The sequence below is a fragment of the Bradyrhizobium sp. 604_D8_N2_3 genome (assembly GCF_051810765.1).
GTDB lineage: Bacteria > Pseudomonadota > Alphaproteobacteria > Rhizobiales > Xanthobacteraceae > Bradyrhizobium > Bradyrhizobium barranii.
The window spans coordinates 877,868-895,271 of sequence record NZ_JBPWPM010000001.1 but is presented as its reverse complement, the minus strand read 5'-3'; the positions used below and the strand labels follow the sequence as shown (position 1 = coordinate 895,271).

Genomic DNA, 17,404 nt, shown 5'->3' with positions numbered 1-17,404 from the left:
TCTCCGCGGCCGGTTTTGTTTTGGGATCAGTGATTGCTGCCGATGAATTGCAGCACCACCTCGCGCCGGTGCGGGCGCCTGCGGTGCTCGATCAGGTAGATCGCCTGCCACGTACCGAGCGCGAGCTTGCCGTTCAGGATCGGGACCTGAAGCGAGGCCCCGGTTAGCATCGTCTTGATATGCGCCGGCATGTCGTCCGGTCCCTCGGTGTCGTGCGTCCAGCCGCCGTTTTCAGGCGCGAGCCTGGACAGCGACGTGGTGAGATCGACGAGCACGGACGGATCGGCGTTCTCCTGGATCGTCAGCGAAGCCGAGGTGTGCCGGATGAACAGCGTCAGCGCGCCATCGCGCGCCTGAACCTCATTGATGAACTTCGCGGCTTCGCTGGTGAGATCCGTGAAGCCGCGGCCGGGCGTCTGCACGGTCAGCAGTGACGATGCGACGGTGGTGGCTTGCACCGACGATGGCGCCGAGCGCGTGACGGATTTGCCTGATGTCATGAAAGATCTCTCAACTCGGAATGCCGCCGTAGGGTGGGCAAAGGCGCGTAGCGACGTGCCCACGTCTTCTAACGTCACGGTGGAAACATGGTGGGCACGGCGTAAGAACGCCTTTGCTCACCCTACGGCAGCTCAACGCATGGATAGCGCGAAGAGGTCCTCAAATCTTCCCCGAGACGTCCTTCTGCACGCGGTTGGCCATGTCGATCAGCCGGCGCCAGGCCTTTTCCAGGAACGACATCACCCGATCGACATCCTGGTCGCTGGGCAGCGGAATCTCGATCTTGCGGTCCCCCTCGGCGACCTTCGGGTCCTTCTTGAGCGGATCGGATTTCGGCAGCGCCTCGTCGATCTTGCCGGACACGGTCGGCCCCGCCGCGATCTGCCCCTTCAGCTTCTCGACTTCGGCCTGGAGCCGGCCGATCTCGGCGTCGAGCGCGGTGCGTTCGTCGGGCACCGCGTAACAGGCCCAGCCGGCGCCATTCCTGCTGCAGGTCGATACCGTGCCGGTGCGGGTGTCGAGCCGCAGCACGCCTTCGGGGATGGGCGTCATGCTGTAGCGGCCGTTTTCGCTGTCGGGCGCGGACTGTGCGGTAACCAGGCCGCCGCCGATGGTCATCATCGCGGCGAATACCGCCGCTGCAAGCCATGATGCTGTGGATGAATTTGCTGGTCTCATCGCGCTCTCCGCCATGGCGCTTCTGTGGCTCTCTTCAATTCTACACCGCGGCGAGGCGATCTGCCGCCCAAAACGCGCCACCGATATCAACGATCGCGGCAATCCCTTTGATCCCGCCGGCAGGACGAAATGGTGGTCGCATTCGCCGATCATGAAGAGAGCTGCTGCGGTGCGGCGTCACGCTGTGTGCAGCGTTGCCGGGCGCGCCAATATCATCAAGTAAATCAGATACATAATAGAACGCGACGCAATCGTGACTTGGCTTGACTTGATTATGGGCCATCAGTATGGTCCGCGCGGCTTTTGAGGGTGGCGGGCGTAATTTCCATTCAGCCGCGGCGTTTCGGGTCTTCGTTGCATGACACAGGGCACGGGACACGGCGAGAATGGGGATCGCGATAGATCGTCCGAGGAAGCTGCGCTTTCCGAACGGCTCGGAAATCTTGATCAGCGGTTGTCCGAATTCCGGGACCGACGAATCAAGACCGAGCAACCCGCAGGTGACGGTGAAGACAGAGCGGCCAGAGCTTCGGCGATGGCGCTTGGTTTCCGGTTATCCTCCGAGTTGGTCGCCGGGGTCGTTGTCGGAGCGGGGATTGGCTGGGGTTTCGACCGCTTGCTGTCGACGTCGCCTTTCGGATTTATCGTGTTCCTGCTGCTGGGCTTCGTGGCCGGCGTGGTGAATGTGGTGAGAACGGCAGGCGCGGGTCAAAACAGGCGCGGTGATTCTTAAGCGATCCGCACCAACAGAGGAATGATCGTGCCGGCCATGCCGGTACGGGCCGGCCCGGCCGGCAGACCGAGACCCGCCGGCATTGCCCGGCAGACCAAGAGATGCCGCGCTGATGAAAATCGACCCGATCCACCAGTTCAACATCGAGCCTCTCTTCACCCTGGGCCATATCGGCAATCACACGATCGCCTTCACCAATTCGTCGCTCTACATGCTGGTGGCGGTGGCGATCATCTCGTTCCTGATGCTTGCCAGTGGCACGCAGCTGGTTCCCGGGCGCCTCCAGTCGGTCGCCGAGATCTCCTACGAATTCGTCGCCTCGACCATCCGTTCGACGGCCGGCGCGGAAGGCATGAAGTTCTTCCCGCTGATCTTCTCGCTGTTCATGTTCATCTGCGTCTCGAACCTGGTCGGCATCATCCCCTATACCTTCACGATCTCGAGCCATCTGATCGTGACGGCCGCGCTCGCGCTTTTGGTCTTCTTCACCGTGCTGATCTACGGCGTCGCCAAGAACGGCCTGAAATTCTTCTCGATCTTCGTGCCTCACGGCGTCCCCGGCTACATCCTGCCGCTGGTGATGTTCATCGAGATCCTGTCGTTCTTCCTGCGGCCGGTCTCCCACAGCGTCCGTCTGTTCGCCAACATGCTGGCCGGCCACATCGCGCTCAAGGTTTTCGCGGGCTTCGTCGCCATGCTCGGCTTCTCGCTCGGCGCGCTCGGCTGGGTCGGCGGCGTGCTGCCGCTGGCGCTCACGGTCGCGCTGTACGCTCTCGAGATTCTGGTCGCGTTCCTGCAGGCCTATGTGTTTGCGATCCTGACCTGCATCTACCTGAACGACGCCATTCATCCGGGACACTGAGCGGTCCGGGGAATTTCCACCCACAACCCAATCTTTCTTCCAAGGAGTCTAAAATGGATCCGGCAGCAGCAAAACTTATCGGCGCGGGCATCGCATGCATCGGCATGGGCGGCGCGGGCGTCGGCGTGGGCGTGATCTTCGGCAACTACCTTGCCGCGGCCGTTCGCAATCCGTCGGCCGCTCAGGGCCAGTTCGGCAACCTGATCTTCGGCTTCGCCGTGACCGAAGCGCTTGGCATTTTCTCGCTGCTGATCGCGCTGCTGCTGCTGTTCGTTCCGCTCTGAGGACGATGTTTCGCGCCGCTTCGACCGAAGCGGCGCGCATGACGGCAACAGGAGTAATCCATGGCTGAGAGTCATGGCGGGGCGAAAAGTCCGGCGGCGGGCGCCCACACCGAGTCCGAAGGCGGTCACGGTGGCGGTTTTCCGCCTTTCGAGAGCGGCACCTATGCTTCACAGCTGGTGTCACTCGCGATCTTCTTCGTCGCGCTTTACGTGATCGTGTCCAAGCTCGCTCTGCCGCGCGTCGGCGGTGCGATCGAGGCACGTCAAAACAAGATCGAGGGTGACCTCGCCGAAGCGCAGAAGCTGAAGGACCAGTCCGACGCGGCGCTGAAGGCCTATGAGGGTGAGCTTGCTTCGGCACGTTCGCGCGCGCAGGCGATCGGCAACGAATCCCGCGACAAGGCGAATGCGCAGGCGGAAGCCGAGCGCAAGGCGCTTGAAGAGCAACTGGCGGTCAAGCTCGCCGAGGCGGAAAAGACCATCGCCTCGACCCGCACGACGGCCATGAGCAACGTCCGCGGCATTGCGGCCGATGCGGCAGGCCAGATCGTGCAGCAGCTCACCGGTATCGTTCCGGACGCAGCCTCGGTCAGCACTGCCGTTGACGCGTCCTTGAAGGGTTAGTCGATATGTTCTTCGATCCTGAAACCTGGGTCGCCATCGCCTTCGTGATCCTGATGGTCCTGTTCGGCTATCTCGGGGTCTTCAAGAAGGTGACGACTGCGCTCGACCACCGCGCCGACCGCATCAAGGCCGAGCTCGACGACGCGACGCGCCTCAAGCAGGAAGCGGCCAAGGTGCTCGCCGACTACAAGGCGCGCAGCGCCACGGCCGAGCGCGAGGCTGCCGACATCATCGCCAACGCCAAGTCCGAAGCCGAGCGCATCGCGACCGAGGCCAAGGCGAAGATGGAAGACTTCGTCGCCCGCCGCACCAAGACCGCGGAGAGCAAGATCGCGCTCGCCGAGGCCCAGGCGGTGGCCGATGTCCGCGCCGCAGCCGCGGAAGCCGCCGTCCAGGCCGCCTCCACGATCCTGTCGCAGTCGGTCAAGGGCCAGGTCGCCGACGACCTGCTCGCCAAGGGCATCAACGAGGTTCGGCAGAAGCTGAACTGAGGGGTTTCGCCTCACCAATCAAAAAGCCGGCGCGCGAGCGCCGGCTTTTTTGTTGGGCAGGCCTGTAGCCGCAAATCAGGTGTCATCACCCGCGAAGGCGGGTGATCCAGTATTCCAGAGACAGCAATGGGATACGGAGAAGCCGCGGCGTACTGGATGCCCCGCCTTCGCGGGGCATGACAGCGAAGCTATTTCTTCTTCGGCCTTGCCTTTGGCTCGGGCGAGAGCGCCTGCGGGTCGAAGCCGACATAGAAGATGTAGGAATCGGCGATCTTGGCCGAGGGCACCGGATAGGCCAGATCCTCGGCGATGAAGGTGAAGGGCACGCTGCCGCCCTCCGACATCTCGACCGTGGTCCGGTACGCCTTCGAGGCGATCACCTTCTCGCCGACGCCGCCCTGCACCACGGCAATGCGCAAGGGCACCTCGACGGTCGCAGGCGCACCGGCGGGACCGGCGATGACACGGCCCTGGATGCCGATCCGGGCCGTGATATCGCCGCCATTCCGGGTACATTCACGCGCCATCTTGGTGATCGTGGCCTGGAAGCGGATCTCATTGCCGACGGCCGGCTTGCCGGCGGCGCCGACCGCGTAGGTCGAGGCCCCGGCGCGCACCGTGACCTGCGGACAATCGACGTCGTCGGCCGCCGGCTGGCCGGGTGCCGGCGCCGGCGCGGGCTGGGCCGGCTCGTCGGACTTGCCGCCGAACAGGCTCTTGAAGCGGTCGGTGAGCGACTGGGCCGCCACCGGCGAGACGGCGGCGAGGGCAACCGACAACGCCAGCGCGATCCCCGTACCCCGCCGCAACGCATTCCGCGATGACCGAAGCTTCTTCACCATCAACGCCCATACTCCATGACCATCCTCCAGCCGATCGCCGGCCGGCCAGCGGTTTATATCGCCAAAATCGGCGAACCCAAGGCAGCAAACAAGGAGACTTTGGCAGCACGAGCGGCAGCTCAGCCGCGGAAATCCTCGTGCAGCAGGCCGAACAGCAGGTGGTCCTGCCAGACCCCGTTGATGCAGAGATAGCGGCGCGCCAGGCCCTCGCGGGAGAAGCCGCACTTCTCCAGCACCCGGATCGACGGCGCATTGGTCGGGATGCAGGCGGCCTCGACCCGGTGCAGATTGAGCTCGCCGAACAGCGTCGGCAGCAGCACCCGGAGCGCCGCCGTCATGTAACCGCGATGGGCATGAGGCTTGCCGACCCAATAGCCGATGGTGCCGGCCTGGACGATGCCACGGCGGACATTGGCGAGCGTGATGCCGCCAACCATGGCGCCATCGAGCTCACGGAAGATCAGGAAGGGATAGGAGCGGTCCGCGGCGATGTCCTCGGAATAGCGCCGCAGGCGGCGGCGGAAGCCGGACCGGGTCAGGTCATCCGACGGCCAGATCGGCTCCCAGGGCGTGAGATAGTCGCGGCTGGACTCGCGCAAATGCGCCCACTGTATGAAGTCCGACATCTGCGGCGCGCGCAGCAACAGGCCGTTGCCGCGCGGCGCGAGGGCGGCGGGTCCACTGGATGGCAGGCGAAACAGGGCCATGGTGATGCTTCCCGGGGCAGATCAGCCCGTGCGCGGCTCCTAATGCAGCCGCGCCTTGGCACGTGCCCGGGTCAATCCTTCCGCAAAAGATACCGCCGTGTCCAGACCCCTGCCACTGCCCAATGCGACAACTGCAGGGCGGCTCCGCGAAAGCAGCGCACGCGCGGCATCCCGGGTTGATTCGACGCTGACGGCGTCGATCCGGGCCACCAGTTCCTCGACCGTCTGCGGCCGGCCATAGGCCAGCACATGCCGGGCCAGCTGCTCGGCGCGGGACGAGCAGCTCTCCAGCGCCATCAGGAGGCCCGCCTTCATCTGCGCCTTGGCCCGCGCGATCTCGGCCTCGGTCAGCGTCTCCACCGAATCATTCATGATATCGACCACGACCTCCATCATCTCCGGCGCGTCGGCCGGATCGGTGCCGGTGTAGAGGCCGAAGAAGCCCGTGTCGGTGTAGGGCGCGTGGAACGAGTAGATGGAGTAGCAGAGGCCGCGCTTCTCGCGCACCTCCTGGAACAGCCGCGACGACATCCCGCCGCCGAGGATGTTGGTGAAGACCTGGAGCGAGAATAACGACAGATCGCTCTGCGGCACGCCTTCCAGCGCCAGCGTCAGATGCGCCTGCTCGAGCTCGCGATGCACCACCTTGGCGCCGCCCTTGCCGAACTGGGCGGCTTGCGGCTTCGGACCCGGCGTCCCTTCGAAGCTCGCAAAGCGCTTCTCGACCTCGGCGACGACCTGCTTGTGATTGACCGCGCCGGCTGCCGCCACCACCATGTCGGGGCCGCGATAATGCGTCGACAGATAGCCGCGCAGCATGTCGCGGTTGAAGGCGCGCAGGGTCTTGGCGGTGCCGAGCAGCGAGCGGCCCATCGGCTGGTCGGGATAGCAGAGCTCGTTGAGATGCTCGAACACGACGTCGTCGGGCGTGTCCTGCGCGGCACCGATCTCCTGCACGATGACGTTCTTCTCGCGCTCGAGCTCGTCGGGCTCGAAAGCGGGATTGGCGAGGATGTCGGCGAGTACGTCGAGCGCGAGCGGCACGTCGGCCTTCAGCACCCGCGCATAATAGGACGTGGTCTCGGTCGAGGTGCCGGCATTGAGGTCGCCGCCGACCGCCTCGATCTCCTCGACGATCTCGCGCGAGGAGCGCTTGGTCGTGCCCTTGAACGCCATGTGCTCGAGCAGATGCGAGATGCCGTGCTCGTTCGGCTTCTCGTCGCGCCCGCCAACGCCGGCCCAGACGCCGAGCGCCGCGGTCTCGAGATGGGGCATCTCGTCGGTGACGACGGTCAGGCCGGAGGCAAGCTTGGACATCTCGACACTCATCCGGCAACTCCCTGTTTTGCGGCCCGGCTGACCGACAGCACGAACCGCTCGACCTCGGCCTGATCGTTCTTCATCACCTTCATGTGTTCGGATTTGGTCATGAGACCGTCGAGCCAGGCGGGCAATTGCGGCCGCTGGCCGCAGGCTGCCTCGACCGCATCGGGGAATTTGGCCGGATGGGCGGTGGAGAGCACGATGCTGGGCACCGTCGTATCGGTGGTGTCGCGGTCAGCGACAGCAAGCGCGACCGCGGTATGGGGATCGACCAGCTCGCCCGCCTCGCGCCAGGCGGCGCGGATCGCGGCTGCGGTTTCGGTCTCGTCGGCCCGGCCGGCGTCGAATTCTTCACGGATTGCGGCCAGCATCGCGTCAGGCAACACGAAGCGCCCCGACTGCTTCAGCGAGTCCATCAGACGGCGCACGCCGGCCGCATCGCGCCGGCCGGCCTCGAACAGCAGCCGCTCGAAATTCGAGGAGATCTGGATGTCCATCGATGGCGACGCGGTGGCGTGCACCTCGCGCACCTCGTAGATCCCGGTCTTGAGCGTGCGCGCCAGGATGTCGTTGACGTTGGCGGCGATGCGCAGCGTGCGCACCGGCAGCCCCATCCGCTTGGCGACATAACCGGCAAAGATGTCGCCGAAATTTCCGGTCGGCACGACGAAATCCACCGTGCGCGCCGGCGCGCCGGCGGCGACGGCGGAGGTGAAGTAGTAGACCACCTGGGCGACGATGCGCGCCCAGTTGATGGAGTTGACGCCGGAGAGCGAGGTCGCATCGCGGAAGCGATGGTTGTTGAACATCCCCTTCACGAGCGCCTGGCAGTCGTCGAAATTGCCCTCGATGGCGAGCGCATGGACGTTGGCCGCGCCCGTGGTCGTCATCATCCGCTGCTGCACTTCGGAGATGCGGCCGTGCGGGAACAGCACGATGAGATCGACATTCTCCAGGCCCGCGAACGCGTCGACCGCGGCGCCACCGGTGTCGCCGGAGGTCGCGACCACGATGGTGGTGCGCTGGCCGCGCTTGGCGAGCACGTGGTCCATCAGCCGCGAGATCAACTGCATCGCCACGTCCTTGAAGGCGAGCGTCGGACCGTGGAACAGCTCCAGCACGAATTGATGCGGCGTCATCTGGCGCAGCGGCACCACCGCCGGATGGCGGAAGGTGGCATAGGCCTCGTTCGCCATGCGGCCGAGCTCGGCATCCGAAATCTCGCCGCCTGCGAACGGACGGATCACGTCGACTGCGACCTCCCAATAGGGGCGGCCGAAGAAGCCAGCGATGGCCTCGGTCGAGAGCTGGGGCCAGGTCACTGGCACATACAGGCCGCCGTCACGGGCAAGCCCAGTCAGCATCACGTCACAGAAGCCGAGTTCTGGGGCCTCACCCCGGGTCGAGATATAGCGAGTCAAACTGCCCTCCAAAGGCCGGCCGGCCTTGAGCCAGATCCATAAGCCTTTGATTTCATGAAACTACTTGTTAACGGCCAGAGGCGTTGGGCCACCATAAAGTGTTTTGCGGCATCGGGAAACCGCTTCCCGCCTGTGCCCCGCTCAACGAAAAAGGGCTGCGGCGATGCCGCAGCCCTCTCTTGGAAGGTCTGTCGTTGATATGTGCAGACCCGGTTTGCCTCGTGCGGGTTGCCGGCCCGCCAAAACTGTCGGCCAAGTTCTCGGCGCCCGTCACGAAATCGTCAAGAGCCAAAACGGCGGGGGCAAGAAAATGTTCCTATTTTTCCCGGCGCGTTACGAGTTTCGCAAAGGCATCCCTGCGAGCGCTCGCGCACCATTGCCGCTTTTTCCCGAAATTTCGGGTGGTTCAGGAACGAATAGCACTCCGGCCCATTGTGTCGGCGGATGGTGTCGGCGCTGTCCATGCATTGCCCGGCTAAGCGTCGAGACCCGATCCGCCCGGCCGGACCGGCTGCATCCTGGAGCAGCCGGTTCGGTGCCGGGCCGCAAGTGCGCGGGCGTCAGCTCATCCCGATTTCGACCGCGATCCTGATCAGGTCGGAATGGTTCTTGGCGCCGAGCTTCTGCTTGAGCAGGGACGTGGTGTTGGCGACCGTCTTGTAGGAGATGCCGAGCGCCTCGGCGACCTCGACGATCTTGTCGCCACGGCCGAGCAGGCGGAGAATCTCGAGCTCCCGCGGCGTCATCTGCGAGGCCGGATTGGCCTTGATCGCCGCACCGGAGAACGTGACCGCCTCCGCGAGCTGCGGCGAGATGAAATTGTCGCCGGCGACCACCTTGCGCACCGCCTTGAGCAGAATCCGGGGATCGTCGCCCTTGGAGACATACCCCTGCGCGCCAAGCTCGACCGCCCGCACCACGAAGGCCGGATCGTCGTTCATGCTGAACATGATGATCTTGGCATCAGGGTCGTCCTTGCGGATCCGCCGCATCAGCTCGAAGCCGGAGACGTCGGGCAGGCTGATGTCGATGACGGTGACGTCGGGCCGCTTGCTGATATAGGCGCGATGCCCGGATTTGGCGTCGGTCGCCTCGTCGATACGGATCGAGTGGTCGGACGCGAAAAGGGTGCGGCATCCTGACAGCACCACGGGATGGTCGTCGACGATCAGAACTCGGGTCGCCGGTTTGGCGGTATCTTGCATCGCGCGCTCTCTTGTTTTTCGACTCATAGACCGACGGGAACAAATGGAAAGAGCAAATCCCGTCAATGCGCGTTAGAATTGACCTAATGTGGCAGCGGCTCTCATTCAGAACACAATTGTTTCTTCCGCTCGGCTTGAGCTTCCTCGCCGCACTGGTCATGGGCGGCGTGCTGCTCCAGAGCTTCGCGACGGGGCAGCTTGCCGACGAGAATGAGCCGGGCCGACGCTCGACCCGGACGGTCGCCGAGGCCCTCAACAACAGCCTGAAGGCCTCGGACGACCCGCGGAAGATACTCGATGCATTTGTCCATTCTTTGGACAGCTCCTCGGATATTCAATTCCGTTCAGTGGAAGCAGGTCCCGCCCCCTCTCCAAAGGACAGCCTGCGTGATCTGCATGGCGTGCCGCATTGGTTCGTGGACCTGATCGCCATCCCGGAGATGGACGCAGCATCTCCCGTCATCATCGACGGCAGGCGCGTCGGCGACATCGTGTTCATGCCGGACCTGTCAGCCGATCTGTTCGAGAAATGGATCGGCTTCCTGGCGCTGACGAGCCTCATCGCCGTGCTGATGATGCTGACTGGGACAATTGCCTATCTCTTTGCGGGATCGGTGCTGCGTCCCCTGCAAGATCTCGGCGCGGGCCTCACGCGAATCCGGCGCGGCGATTATGCAACGCCTATCCCGGTCGCAGGACCGCAGGAGATCCGGCAGAGCTGCGAGGAAGCCAATGCGCTGGCGATGACGCTCGCGCAATTGAGTCAGGATAATCGCGACCTGCTGCACCGCCTGGTGTCGCTCCAGGACGACGAGCGGCGCGATCTCGCGCGCGAGCTGCACGACGAGCTCGGACCGCTATTGTTCGGCATCCGCGCCAGCACGATCGCGCTGAGCGAGGCCTCGGGAAATCTCGGCAACCCGGCGCAGGAGGTGATGCGATCTGTCGAAGCGCTCCAGCAGACCAACCGCCGCATCCTCGACCGGCTGCGGCCGCTTTACATCGAGGAATTGGGGCTCAAGACCAGCGTGCAGACGCTGCTCCAGAACTTTCGCAGACAGGCGCCGCATATCAGCCTGACGGCCACGATCGATCCTGGCCTGAACGAGATCGACCGACCGCTGGCCCAGACCGTCTATCGCCTGATCCAGGAGGCGCTGACCAACGTGCTGCGCCACGCCGGGGCGAACAATGTCCATGTGCTGGCGACCATGGCCGGCAAGGTGCTCACGATTGAGATCTCCGACGACGGCGGCGGCTTTCCCGCCGACAACGTCTTCGGCCGCGGCCTGACGGGCATGCACGAGCGCGTGCGCGCGCTCAGCGGATCGCTGTCACTGCTGCGCGCCGACGAGCGCACCTATGTACGCTGTCGCCTGCCGGTCGAGACGGCGCGGGACGAGCCGGCTGCCGGCTAGCTAGCACGCACCATCGGCATGCGGAGTCTGCTCCGCCGGCTCGCACATGGTGCTGTAGATCTTGCCTTCGGGACTGAAGCGAAACGAGGCGTGGATACGCAGCGAGCCCGCGACGGAATATTCGAGATCGATGCCATGCGGCACTGGATTGATCTCCTCCAGACCGAAGCCTGCCGACGAGAAGGTGCTGAGCCGCGGTCCCCAGTAGGTTTCGAGCTCGCGCCGCCCGCGATAATGTCGCTTGCCGTTGCACATGCATTCGACCCGGGCGTCGTCCGCATAGAGATCGAGGAGCGTCGCGAGGTCGCCCTTCCGGCAGGCGTCCACCCAGTCGACGACAATTCCCATCTGGTCGAAATCGCTCACACCAAAATCCTGTCTGCCGCGAAAAATTTGCGTGCGGCTTAGGACCACCCTCGTGAATATGTCCTGAATAATAAACCCCGGGCGATACCGGGTTCCCTCCGGGAGCCTACGGAAATTTTCAGGCCGGACGCCGCCCCCTCGCCCAGACCCCGAATGCGATCAGCACCGCGCCGGCGAGCGCGAACCAGGTGATGGCGTATTGCAGATGATCGTCCTTCAGATGGACGTCGAGCGGGCCGGGACGCGGAATGCCGTTCTCGGGGACGGGTTGCTCGAGATCGACGTAGAACGGTGCGACCGTGCCCCAGCCGAGCGCCCGGGACATGGCGAGATGATCGCGGGTGAACCACAGCCGTTTGTCACGCTCAGCGTCAGGCATCAGCACGCTGGCTGTTTCGGGGAAACGGACGTAGCCGGTCAACATCGCCGGCTTGTTGGTAATGAGTCGCGCGACCGCCCGATCCTGCAGGGCGCGGTCCTGTTGGGTGTTCGGCACGAAGCCCGCGTTGACCGCGACCATATCGCCGCCAGGCAGCCGTGCGGGAAGGAAAGCCCAGGTGCCGGGGCCGGAAATGTCGGAGCGGATGGCGGAGCCGGAACTGTAGACCATCGCATCCAGACGGGACTCGTAGGTCGCCGTAAATGTGACCCGACGGAATTCGTCCCGCTCCGGCGTCAGCGTGCTCCATTGCGACGGCGGCGGCAACGCAACAGGTGCCGCCGCGAGACGCTCGGTCAATGCGGCGATCAACTGATGTTTCGCGACGCGGCGCTGCAATTGCCAGACGCCGAGCGCGACCAAGACGGCGGCCAGGAAAAGCGTGAACAGCGCGAAGCCGGCCACGCGGGGCTTGCGCGCGGTCTCGTTCATTTCGCGCGGTCGACCAGCCGGCCCGGCGCCGCCTTGTGGTGGAATTGCAGCGCGATCAGCAGCGACTTCATCGCGCGCAGCGGCAAGAGCGTGGTCACGAGGATCAGCGGCAGCCACAGCGCGGCATGCAGCCAGTACGGCGGCTGGTATTTGACCTCGACGATCAGCGCGCACGCAACGACGATCCCGCCGGCCAGCATGATGATGAAGATCGCAGGACCGTCGCCGGTGTCGATGAAGGCATAGTCGAGGCCGCAGCGGTCGCAGCTGGGCGCGAGCGTCAGGAAACCCGCATAGAGCTTGCCCTGGCCGCAGCGCGGGCACTTGCAGGCAAGCCCGCGCAGCGCGCTTTGCAGGACGGTCGTCTCGGGCTCGGATGGGCCGGTGGTATCGTTCATGATGACGGACTCTAGAGCATTATCGGTTCTGATTGAATCAGAACCGAAGCTCCAGACTCTTGTTTTGACGCGTTCTCTTCACGCGAACCGGTATCCACTTCGCTCGAAAACGCTCAATCACGGTTTCCGCCAAGCTTCCGGCGGCCCAAAAGCGAAAGGGCGGCCCTGCGGCCGCCCTTTCTGATCGGTCCAATGCGGCTCAGTGCGCGCCGTGGGCCATGGTCTCGGCGCCGTGTCCCCACACATAGATGCAGAGGAACAGGAACAGCCAGACCACGTCGACGAAGTGCCAGTACCAGGCGGCGAACTCGAAGCCGAGGTGCTGTGTCGGGGTGAAGTGGCCGGCATAGGCGCGGAACAGGCAGACCAGCAGGAAGATGGTGCCGACCAGCACATGGAAACCGTGGAAGCCGGTCGCCATGAAGAAGGTCGCGCCATAGACGTTGCCGCCGAACGAGAACGCCGCGTGGCTGTACTCATAGGCCTGCACGCAGGTGAAGAGCGCGCCGAGCACGACGGTGAGGATCAGGCCGTATTTCAGGCCCTGGCGATCGTTCTCGAGCAACGCGTGGTGCGCCCAGGTCACGGTGGTGCCCGACGTCAGCAGGATCAGCGTGTTCAGGAGCGGCAGATGCCAGGGATCGAAGGTCTCGATGCCATGCGGCGGCCAGGTGCCGGGCACGGCGCAGGCGCCAGCCGCGGTGCCGAGACCGCAGCCGAACACGGCGTCGCGTGTGGCGTGGACGGCGTCGGCCGGGAACAGCGCCGCGTTGAAATAGGCCCAGAACCAGGCGACGAAGAACATCACCTCGGAGGCGATGAACAGGATCATGCCGTAGCGGTGATGCAGCTGCACGACGCGGGTGTGATCGCCCTTGTACTGGGCTTCCCTGATCACATCGCCCCACCAGCTCACCATGGTGTAGATCACGCCGACGGTGCCGGCACCGAAGATGATCGGCGCGGCCGAGAACATGTGGTGCATCCAGGTGATCGCGCCGACCGCCATGACGAAGGCCGAGATGGAGCCGACGACGGGCCACGGGGAGGGATCCACCAGGTGGTAGTCGTGATGCTTGGTGTGCGCCGTTGCCATTTGCGGTCTCTCTCCTCAATCCCGTGCCTGTCCGGCACTTATCCCCTTGTGTCCGACCCCCGCGGCATGAGCCCGGCGGTCAGAGATTTCCCTTGCGTTTGTCGTCCTCGCCCGACGCCAGCGGCTTCACCACGGGATCGCGCACCGGATAGAACGTGTAGGACAACGTGATCGTGTTCAGCCCGTCGTTCTCGTGATCGTCGGCGATCGACGGATCGACGTAGAACACGACCGGCATCTCGCGCTTCTCGCCCGGCGCCATGGTCTGTTCGGTGAAGCAGAAGCAGTTGATCTTCTGGAAGTAGGAGCCGACCGTCAGGGGCGCGACGTTGTAGGCCGCCTGGCCCGCGGTGGTGCGCGCGGCCTGGTTGGTCACGGTGTAAAAGACGGTCACGACCTGGCCGATATTGACCTCGATCTCGCTCTGCTCCGGCTCGAACTTCCAGGGCAGGCCGGGCGCGACGTTGGAATCGAAGCGCACCGCGATCTTCCGCGCGATCGGGCCGGTGGCCGGCGCCGAGGTCGCAACCTGCGTCGTGCCGTTGAAGCCGGTGGCGCGGCAGAACCAGTTGTAGAACGGCACCGCCGCGTAGGAGGCACCGACCATCAGCGCCACCACGCCGCCGCAGATCGAGGCGACCAGCACGTCGCGGCCAAGACCCTTGGAAGGCCCCCGCCCCTGCCTAGCTGTCCGGCTCTGATCCCGCGATATGGTGGGCTCTCGATCCATGTTTCCTACATCGGCCGGACGAGTACTGCCGGTCCCTTGACGATGGTGACGGCGAAGAACAGCACCACGAGCACGCCGAGCGCGAGCGCGATCGCGATCGAGCGCTGGCGGCGGCTCTTCTTCTGCGCCTCCGTGAGGACGATTCCATTCATCTCAGGTTTGTCGGCCATTCCAGCGATCATGCGCCCCCTACCATCGGAGCAAGCGCCCGGAACACGACTTCGGCCAGCAGGGTCGCAAACAGTGCGAACAGATAAAGGATGGAGAAGGCGAACAGCTTGCGGGTCGCGCGCAGCGATTGGCTGCGCTCGCGGCGCATATAGACGTTGATCGCGAGCACAAGCATGCCGGCGCCGAGGATCAGCGAGACGATGCCGTAGATGGCGTCGAAATAGCCGAGCGCCCACGGGGCGGCGGCGACCGCGATCAGCACGATGGTGTAGAGCAGGATCTGAAGCCGCGTCGCGTCGGGACCGGCGACGTTGGGCAGCATCGGAATGCCGGCACGCGCATAGTCGTCGGAGCGGAACAGCGCCAGCGCCCAGAAGTGCGGCGGCGTCCAGAAGAAGATGATGGCGAACAGCAGCAGCGGCTCGACGTCGACGGTGCCCGTGACCGCGGCCCACGCCACCACTGGCGGCAGCGCACCAGCGGCGCCTCCGATTACGATGTTCTGTGCGGTCCGGCGCTTCAGGATCATCGTGTAGATCACGACGTAGAAGAAGATGGTGAAGGCGAGCAGCGCGCCCGCGATCCAGTTGACGAGGATGCCGAGCGTCATCACCGAGAAGAAGGCGAGCGTCATGCCGAACGCCATCGCCTCGGGACGGGTGATGCGGCCGCGCGGAATCGGCCGGTTTGCCGTGCGCGACATCTTGGCGTCGATATCGCCTTCGAGCGCCATGTTGAGCGCTCCGGAAGCGCCGGCACCGACCGCGATGCAGAGCAGCGAGGTGATGGCCAGCACCGGGTGGAAATGCCCGGGCGCCATCGCCAGTCCGACCAGCGCGGTGAAGATCACCAGCGACATCACCCGCGGTTTGAGCAGCGCAATGTAGTCGCCCACGTCCGCTTCGGAGATGCGGGGATCGATGTCGATGGCGTTATGGTCGAGGACGGACACTAGTTTTGACTCGCTTCGCTAAAGAGCCGCGGCGCCCGTCACGGGCGCCGCGAGCGTTGGTTTACTGCACGCGGGGCAGCACTTCGAACTGATGGAACGGCGGCGGCGAGGGCAGCGTCCATTCCAGCGTGGTCGCGCCCGCACCCCACGGATTGTCGCCAGCCGGCACCTTTTTCGCGAAGGCGTCGAACACGCAGTAGAGGAAGATCAGCACGCCGAAGCCGGAGATGTAGGAGCCGACCGAGGAGACCAGGTTCCAGCCGGCGAACGCGTCGGGATAGTCGACGTAGCGGCGCGGCATGCCCGACAGGCCGAGGAAGTGCTGCGGGAAGAACACAAGGTTCACACCGATGAAGGTGACCCAGAAATGCGCCTTGGCCAGCCCCTCATTGTACATGTAGCCCGACATCTTCGGGAACCAGTAGTACCAGCCGGCAAAGATCCCGAACACCGCACCGAGCGACAGCACGTAATGGAAGTGCGCGACGACGTAGTAGGTCTCCTGGAGCACGCGATCGACGCCGGCATTCGCCAGCACGACGCCGGTGACGCCGCCGACCGTGAACAGGAAGATGAAGCCCACCGCCCAGATCATCGGCGCACGGAACTCGATCGAGCCGCCCCACATCGTGGCGATCCACGAGAAGATCTTCACGCCGGTCGGAACCGCGATGACCATCGTCGCGGCGACGAAATAGGCCTGCGTCGCCGAGGACATGCCGACCGTGTACATGTGGTGCGCCCAGACCACGAAGCCGATGCCGCCGATCGCGACCATGGCGTAGGCCATGCCGAGATAGCCGAACACGGGCTTGCGAGAGAAGGTCGAGACGATCTGGCTGACCATGCCGAAGGCGGGCAGGATCAGGATGTACACTTCGGGGTGACCGAAGAACCAGAACAGATGCTGGAACAGCACGGGATCGCCGCCGCCGTCCGGCGCGAAGAACGTCGTGCCGAAATTGCGGTCGGTGAGCAGCATGGTGATCGCACCGGCGAGCACCGGCAGCGACAACAGCAGCAGGAACACCGTCACCAGGATCGACCACACGAACAGCGGCATCTTGTGCAGGGTCATGCCCGGCGCGCGCATGTTGAAGATCGTGGTGATGAAGTTGATGGCGCCGAGAATCGACGAGGCGCCCGCCAGATGCAGCGACAGGATCGCGAAGTCGACGGCCGGGCCCGGATGGCCGGAGCTCGACAGCGGCACATACATGGTCCAGCCGGCGCCGACGCCGTTGGCACCCGGCTCGCCCTCGACGAAGGTCGACATCAGCAGCAGCGCGAAGGAGGCCGGCAGCAGCCAGAACGAGATGTTGTTCATGCGCGGGAACGCCATGTCGGGCGCGCCGATCATCAGCGGCACGAACCAGTTGCCGAAGCCGCCGATCATCGCGGGCATGACCATGAAGAAGATCATGATCAGGCCGTGAGAGGTCACGAACACATTATAGGTGTGCGTTTCGTGGAAGATCTGCACGCCCGGATACATCAGCTCGGCACGGATCGCGATCGACATCGCGGCACCGATGACGCCGGCGATGACCGCGAAGATCAGGTACATCGTACCGATGTCCTTGTGGTTGGTCGAATAGACATAGCGCCGCCATCCGGTCGGATGGGCGTGCTCGTCATGTCCGTGGTCTTGCGCGTGATCGCCGTGTGCCGCTGCGCTCGTTGCCATTTTCAAATCCTGCCTTGCGTCCCGTTCGGACCTTCTGCGGTCCC

At 64.5% G+C, this 17,404-nt stretch carries 22 protein-coding genes; 7 read left to right on the top strand and 15 right to left on the bottom strand.

What is annotated here, in order from left to right:
* Positions 1–26: 26 nt before the first annotated feature.
* Both AB7245_RS04245 and AB7245_RS04240 read right to left on the bottom strand, forming a co-directional pair.
* The gene (locus AB7245_RS04245; protein WP_085402614.1) at positions 27–500 is read right to left on the bottom strand and encodes a secondary thiamine-phosphate synthase enzyme YjbQ; all 474 of its coding nucleotides are present in this window, start codon (positions 498–500) and stop codon (positions 27–29) included.
* A 160-nt stretch (positions 501–660) separates the two neighbouring features.
* Complete coding sequence (locus tag AB7245_RS04240; RefSeq protein ID WP_085402683.1) at positions 661–1,179, bottom strand: hypothetical protein; 519 nt, start codon at positions 1,177–1,179, stop codon at positions 661–663.
* Here AB7245_RS04240 and AB7245_RS04235 point away from each other — a divergent pair.
* From AB7245_RS04235 to AB7245_RS04210, 6 genes are all read left to right on the top strand, one after another.
* The gene (locus AB7245_RS04235; protein WP_167768151.1) at positions 1,112–1,402 is read left to right on the top strand and encodes a hypothetical protein; all 291 of its coding nucleotides are present in this window, start codon (positions 1,112–1,114) and stop codon (positions 1,400–1,402) included. The genes AB7245_RS04240 and AB7245_RS04235 overlap by 68 nt on opposite strands.
* A 135-nt stretch (positions 1,403–1,537) precedes the next feature.
* Positions 1,538–1,912 (top strand): AtpZ/AtpI family protein, encoded by a 375-nt coding sequence (locus AB7245_RS04230; RefSeq protein WP_063980777.1) that lies wholly within the window; start codon positions 1,538–1,540, stop codon positions 1,910–1,912.
* A 112-nt stretch (positions 1,913–2,024) separates the two neighbouring features.
* Positions 2,025–2,774, top strand: a complete 750-nt coding sequence (locus tag AB7245_RS04225) for a F0F1 ATP synthase subunit A (RefSeq protein WP_071916889.1) — start codon at positions 2,025–2,027, stop codon at positions 2,772–2,774.
* Between the two features lie 53 nt (positions 2,775–2,827).
* The gene (locus tag AB7245_RS04220; protein WP_007599451.1) at positions 2,828–3,058 is read left to right on the top strand and encodes a F0F1 ATP synthase subunit C; all 231 of its coding nucleotides are present in this window, start codon (positions 2,828–2,830) and stop codon (positions 3,056–3,058) included.
* Positions 3,059–3,118: 60 nt separating this feature from the next.
* A complete protein-coding gene (locus AB7245_RS04215) occupies positions 3,119–3,682 on the top strand; it encodes a F0F1 ATP synthase subunit B family protein (RefSeq protein WP_085402616.1) in 564 nt (187 codons plus the stop codon).
* Between the two features lie 5 nt (positions 3,683–3,687).
* Positions 3,688–4,173 carry a F0F1 ATP synthase subunit B family protein gene (locus AB7245_RS04210; RefSeq protein ID WP_085402617.1) on the top strand — a complete coding sequence of 162 codons (486 nt, stop codon included), beginning with the start codon at positions 3,688–3,690 and terminating at the stop codon, positions 4,171–4,173.
* Positions 4,174–4,361: 188 nt separating this feature from the next.
* Here the strand turns inward: AB7245_RS04210 and AB7245_RS04205 are convergent, their stop codons facing one another.
* From AB7245_RS04205 to AB7245_RS04185, 5 genes are all read right to left on the bottom strand, one after another.
* A complete protein-coding gene (locus tag AB7245_RS04205; protein ID WP_085402618.1) occupies positions 4,362–5,015 on the bottom strand; it encodes a hypothetical protein in 654 nt (217 codons plus the stop codon).
* A 119-nt stretch (positions 5,016–5,134) separates the two neighbouring features.
* Entirely contained in the window at positions 5,135–5,722 is a 588-nt protein-coding gene (locus tag AB7245_RS04200; RefSeq protein ID WP_014498500.1) for a GNAT family N-acetyltransferase, read from the bottom strand.
* Between the two features lie 39 nt (positions 5,723–5,761).
* On the bottom strand, positions 5,762–7,051 hold the full coding sequence (locus AB7245_RS04195; protein ID WP_028148714.1) for a M16 family metallopeptidase: 1,290 nt from the start codon (positions 7,049–7,051) through the stop codon (positions 5,762–5,764).
* The gene (gene thrC, locus AB7245_RS04190; protein ID WP_014498502.1) at positions 7,048–8,466 is read right to left on the bottom strand and encodes a threonine synthase; all 1,419 of its coding nucleotides are present in this window, start codon (positions 8,464–8,466) and stop codon (positions 7,048–7,050) included. The genes AB7245_RS04195 and thrC overlap by 4 nt, the downstream gene beginning before the upstream one ends.
* A 560-nt stretch (positions 8,467–9,026) precedes the next feature.
* Positions 9,027–9,671 carry a response regulator transcription factor gene (locus tag AB7245_RS04185; RefSeq protein WP_014498503.1) on the bottom strand — a complete coding sequence of 215 codons (645 nt, stop codon included), beginning with the start codon at positions 9,669–9,671 and terminating at the stop codon, positions 9,027–9,029.
* Between the two features lie 86 nt (positions 9,672–9,757).
* Between AB7245_RS04185 and AB7245_RS04180 the strand changes: the two genes are divergently transcribed.
* Positions 9,758–11,089 carry a histidine kinase gene (locus AB7245_RS04180; protein WP_085402619.1) on the top strand — a complete coding sequence of 444 codons (1,332 nt, stop codon included), beginning with the start codon at positions 9,758–9,760 and terminating at the stop codon, positions 11,087–11,089.
* Here the strand turns inward: AB7245_RS04180 and AB7245_RS04175 are convergent, their stop codons facing one another.
* The 8 genes from AB7245_RS04175 to ctaD form a co-directional block, all read right to left on the bottom strand.
* Positions 11,090–11,455 carry a nuclear transport factor 2 family protein gene (locus tag AB7245_RS04175; RefSeq protein ID WP_085402620.1) on the bottom strand — a complete coding sequence of 122 codons (366 nt, stop codon included), beginning with the start codon at positions 11,453–11,455 and terminating at the stop codon, positions 11,090–11,092.
* A gap of 118 nt (positions 11,456–11,573) precedes the next feature.
* The gene (locus AB7245_RS04170) at positions 11,574–12,326 is read right to left on the bottom strand and encodes an SURF1 family protein (RefSeq protein WP_085402621.1); all 753 of its coding nucleotides are present in this window, start codon (positions 12,324–12,326) and stop codon (positions 11,574–11,576) included.
* The gene (locus tag AB7245_RS04165) at positions 12,323–12,724 is read right to left on the bottom strand and encodes a DUF983 domain-containing protein (RefSeq protein ID WP_085402622.1); all 402 of its coding nucleotides are present in this window, start codon (positions 12,722–12,724) and stop codon (positions 12,323–12,325) included. The genes AB7245_RS04170 and AB7245_RS04165 overlap by 4 nt, the downstream gene beginning before the upstream one ends.
* A 199-nt stretch (positions 12,725–12,923) precedes the next feature.
* Positions 12,924–13,820 (bottom strand): cytochrome c oxidase subunit 3, encoded by an 897-nt coding sequence (locus tag AB7245_RS04160; RefSeq protein WP_085402623.1) that lies wholly within the window; start codon positions 13,818–13,820, stop codon positions 12,924–12,926.
* Between the two features lie 79 nt (positions 13,821–13,899).
* Positions 13,900–14,550: a cytochrome c oxidase assembly protein gene (locus AB7245_RS04155; protein ID WP_028151626.1), complete on the bottom strand. Its 651-nt coding sequence runs from the start codon at positions 14,548–14,550 to the stop codon at positions 13,900–13,902.
* Between the two features lie 5 nt (positions 14,551–14,555).
* Positions 14,556–14,732 carry a hypothetical protein gene (locus AB7245_RS04150; protein ID WP_014498510.1) on the bottom strand — a complete coding sequence of 59 codons (177 nt, stop codon included), beginning with the start codon at positions 14,730–14,732 and terminating at the stop codon, positions 14,556–14,558.
* Complete coding sequence (locus AB7245_RS04145) at positions 14,729–15,673, bottom strand: heme o synthase (RefSeq protein WP_085402624.1); 945 nt, start codon at positions 15,671–15,673, stop codon at positions 14,729–14,731. The genes AB7245_RS04150 and AB7245_RS04145 overlap by 4 nt, the downstream gene beginning before the upstream one ends.
* Positions 15,674–15,734: 61 nt before the next feature.
* A complete protein-coding gene (gene ctaD, locus AB7245_RS04140) occupies positions 15,735–17,360 on the bottom strand; it encodes a cytochrome c oxidase subunit I (RefSeq protein ID WP_085402625.1) in 1,626 nt (541 codons plus the stop codon).
* Positions 17,361–17,404 lie beyond the last annotated feature (44 nt).

What these genes read in the sequence shown, in the direction of transcription:
- AB7245_RS04215 (WP_085402616.1), top strand. Translation starts at nt 3,119, where the DNA reads ATGGCTGAGAGTCATGGCGGGGCGAAAAGTCCGGCGGCGGGCGCCCAC.
- AB7245_RS04165 (WP_085402622.1), bottom strand. Translation starts at nt 12,724, where the DNA reads ATGAACGATACCACCGGCCCATCCGAGCCCGAGACGACCGTCCTGCAA.
- ctaD (WP_085402625.1), bottom strand. Translation starts at nt 17,360, where the DNA reads ATGGCAACGAGCGCAGCGGCACACGGCGATCACGCGCAAGACCACGGA.
- AB7245_RS04170 (WP_085402621.1), bottom strand. Translation starts at nt 12,326, where the DNA reads ATGAACGAGACCGCGCGCAAGCCCCGCGTGGCCGGCTTCGCGCTGTTC.
- AB7245_RS04230 (WP_063980777.1), top strand. Translation starts at nt 1,538, where the DNA reads ATGACACAGGGCACGGGACACGGCGAGAATGGGGATCGCGATAGATCG.
- AB7245_RS04235 (WP_167768151.1), top strand. Translation starts at nt 1,112, where the DNA reads ATGGTCATCATCGCGGCGAATACCGCCGCTGCAAGCCATGATGCTGTG.
- AB7245_RS04150 (WP_014498510.1), bottom strand. Translation starts at nt 14,732, where the DNA reads ATGATCGCTGGAATGGCCGACAAACCTGAGATGAATGGAATCGTCCTC.
- AB7245_RS04180 (WP_085402619.1), top strand. Translation starts at nt 9,758, where the DNA reads ATGTGGCAGCGGCTCTCATTCAGAACACAATTGTTTCTTCCGCTCGGC.
- AB7245_RS04220 (WP_007599451.1), top strand. Translation starts at nt 2,828, where the DNA reads ATGGATCCGGCAGCAGCAAAACTTATCGGCGCGGGCATCGCATGCATC.
- AB7245_RS04160 (WP_085402623.1), bottom strand. Translation starts at nt 13,820, where the DNA reads ATGGCAACGGCGCACACCAAGCATCACGACTACCACCTGGTGGATCCC.
- AB7245_RS04225 (WP_071916889.1), top strand. Translation starts at nt 2,025, where the DNA reads ATGAAAATCGACCCGATCCACCAGTTCAACATCGAGCCTCTCTTCACC.
- AB7245_RS04200 (WP_014498500.1), bottom strand. Translation starts at nt 5,722, where the DNA reads ATGGCCCTGTTTCGCCTGCCATCCAGTGGACCCGCCGCCCTCGCGCCG.
- AB7245_RS04195 (WP_028148714.1), bottom strand. Translation starts at nt 7,051, where the DNA reads ATGAGTGTCGAGATGTCCAAGCTTGCCTCCGGCCTGACCGTCGTCACC.
- AB7245_RS04245 (WP_085402614.1), bottom strand. Translation starts at nt 500, where the DNA reads ATGACATCAGGCAAATCCGTCACGCGCTCGGCGCCATCGTCGGTGCAA.
- AB7245_RS04185 (WP_014498503.1), bottom strand. Translation starts at nt 9,671, where the DNA reads ATGCAAGATACCGCCAAACCGGCGACCCGAGTTCTGATCGTCGACGAC.
- AB7245_RS04210 (WP_085402617.1), top strand. Translation starts at nt 3,688, where the DNA reads ATGTTCTTCGATCCTGAAACCTGGGTCGCCATCGCCTTCGTGATCCTG.
- AB7245_RS04155 (WP_028151626.1), bottom strand. Translation starts at nt 14,550, where the DNA reads ATGGATCGAGAGCCCACCATATCGCGGGATCAGAGCCGGACAGCTAGG.
- AB7245_RS04205 (WP_085402618.1), bottom strand. Translation starts at nt 5,015, where the DNA reads ATGGTGAAGAAGCTTCGGTCATCGCGGAATGCGTTGCGGCGGGGTACG.
- AB7245_RS04240 (WP_085402683.1), bottom strand. Translation starts at nt 1,179, where the DNA reads ATGAGACCAGCAAATTCATCCACAGCATCATGGCTTGCAGCGGCGGTA.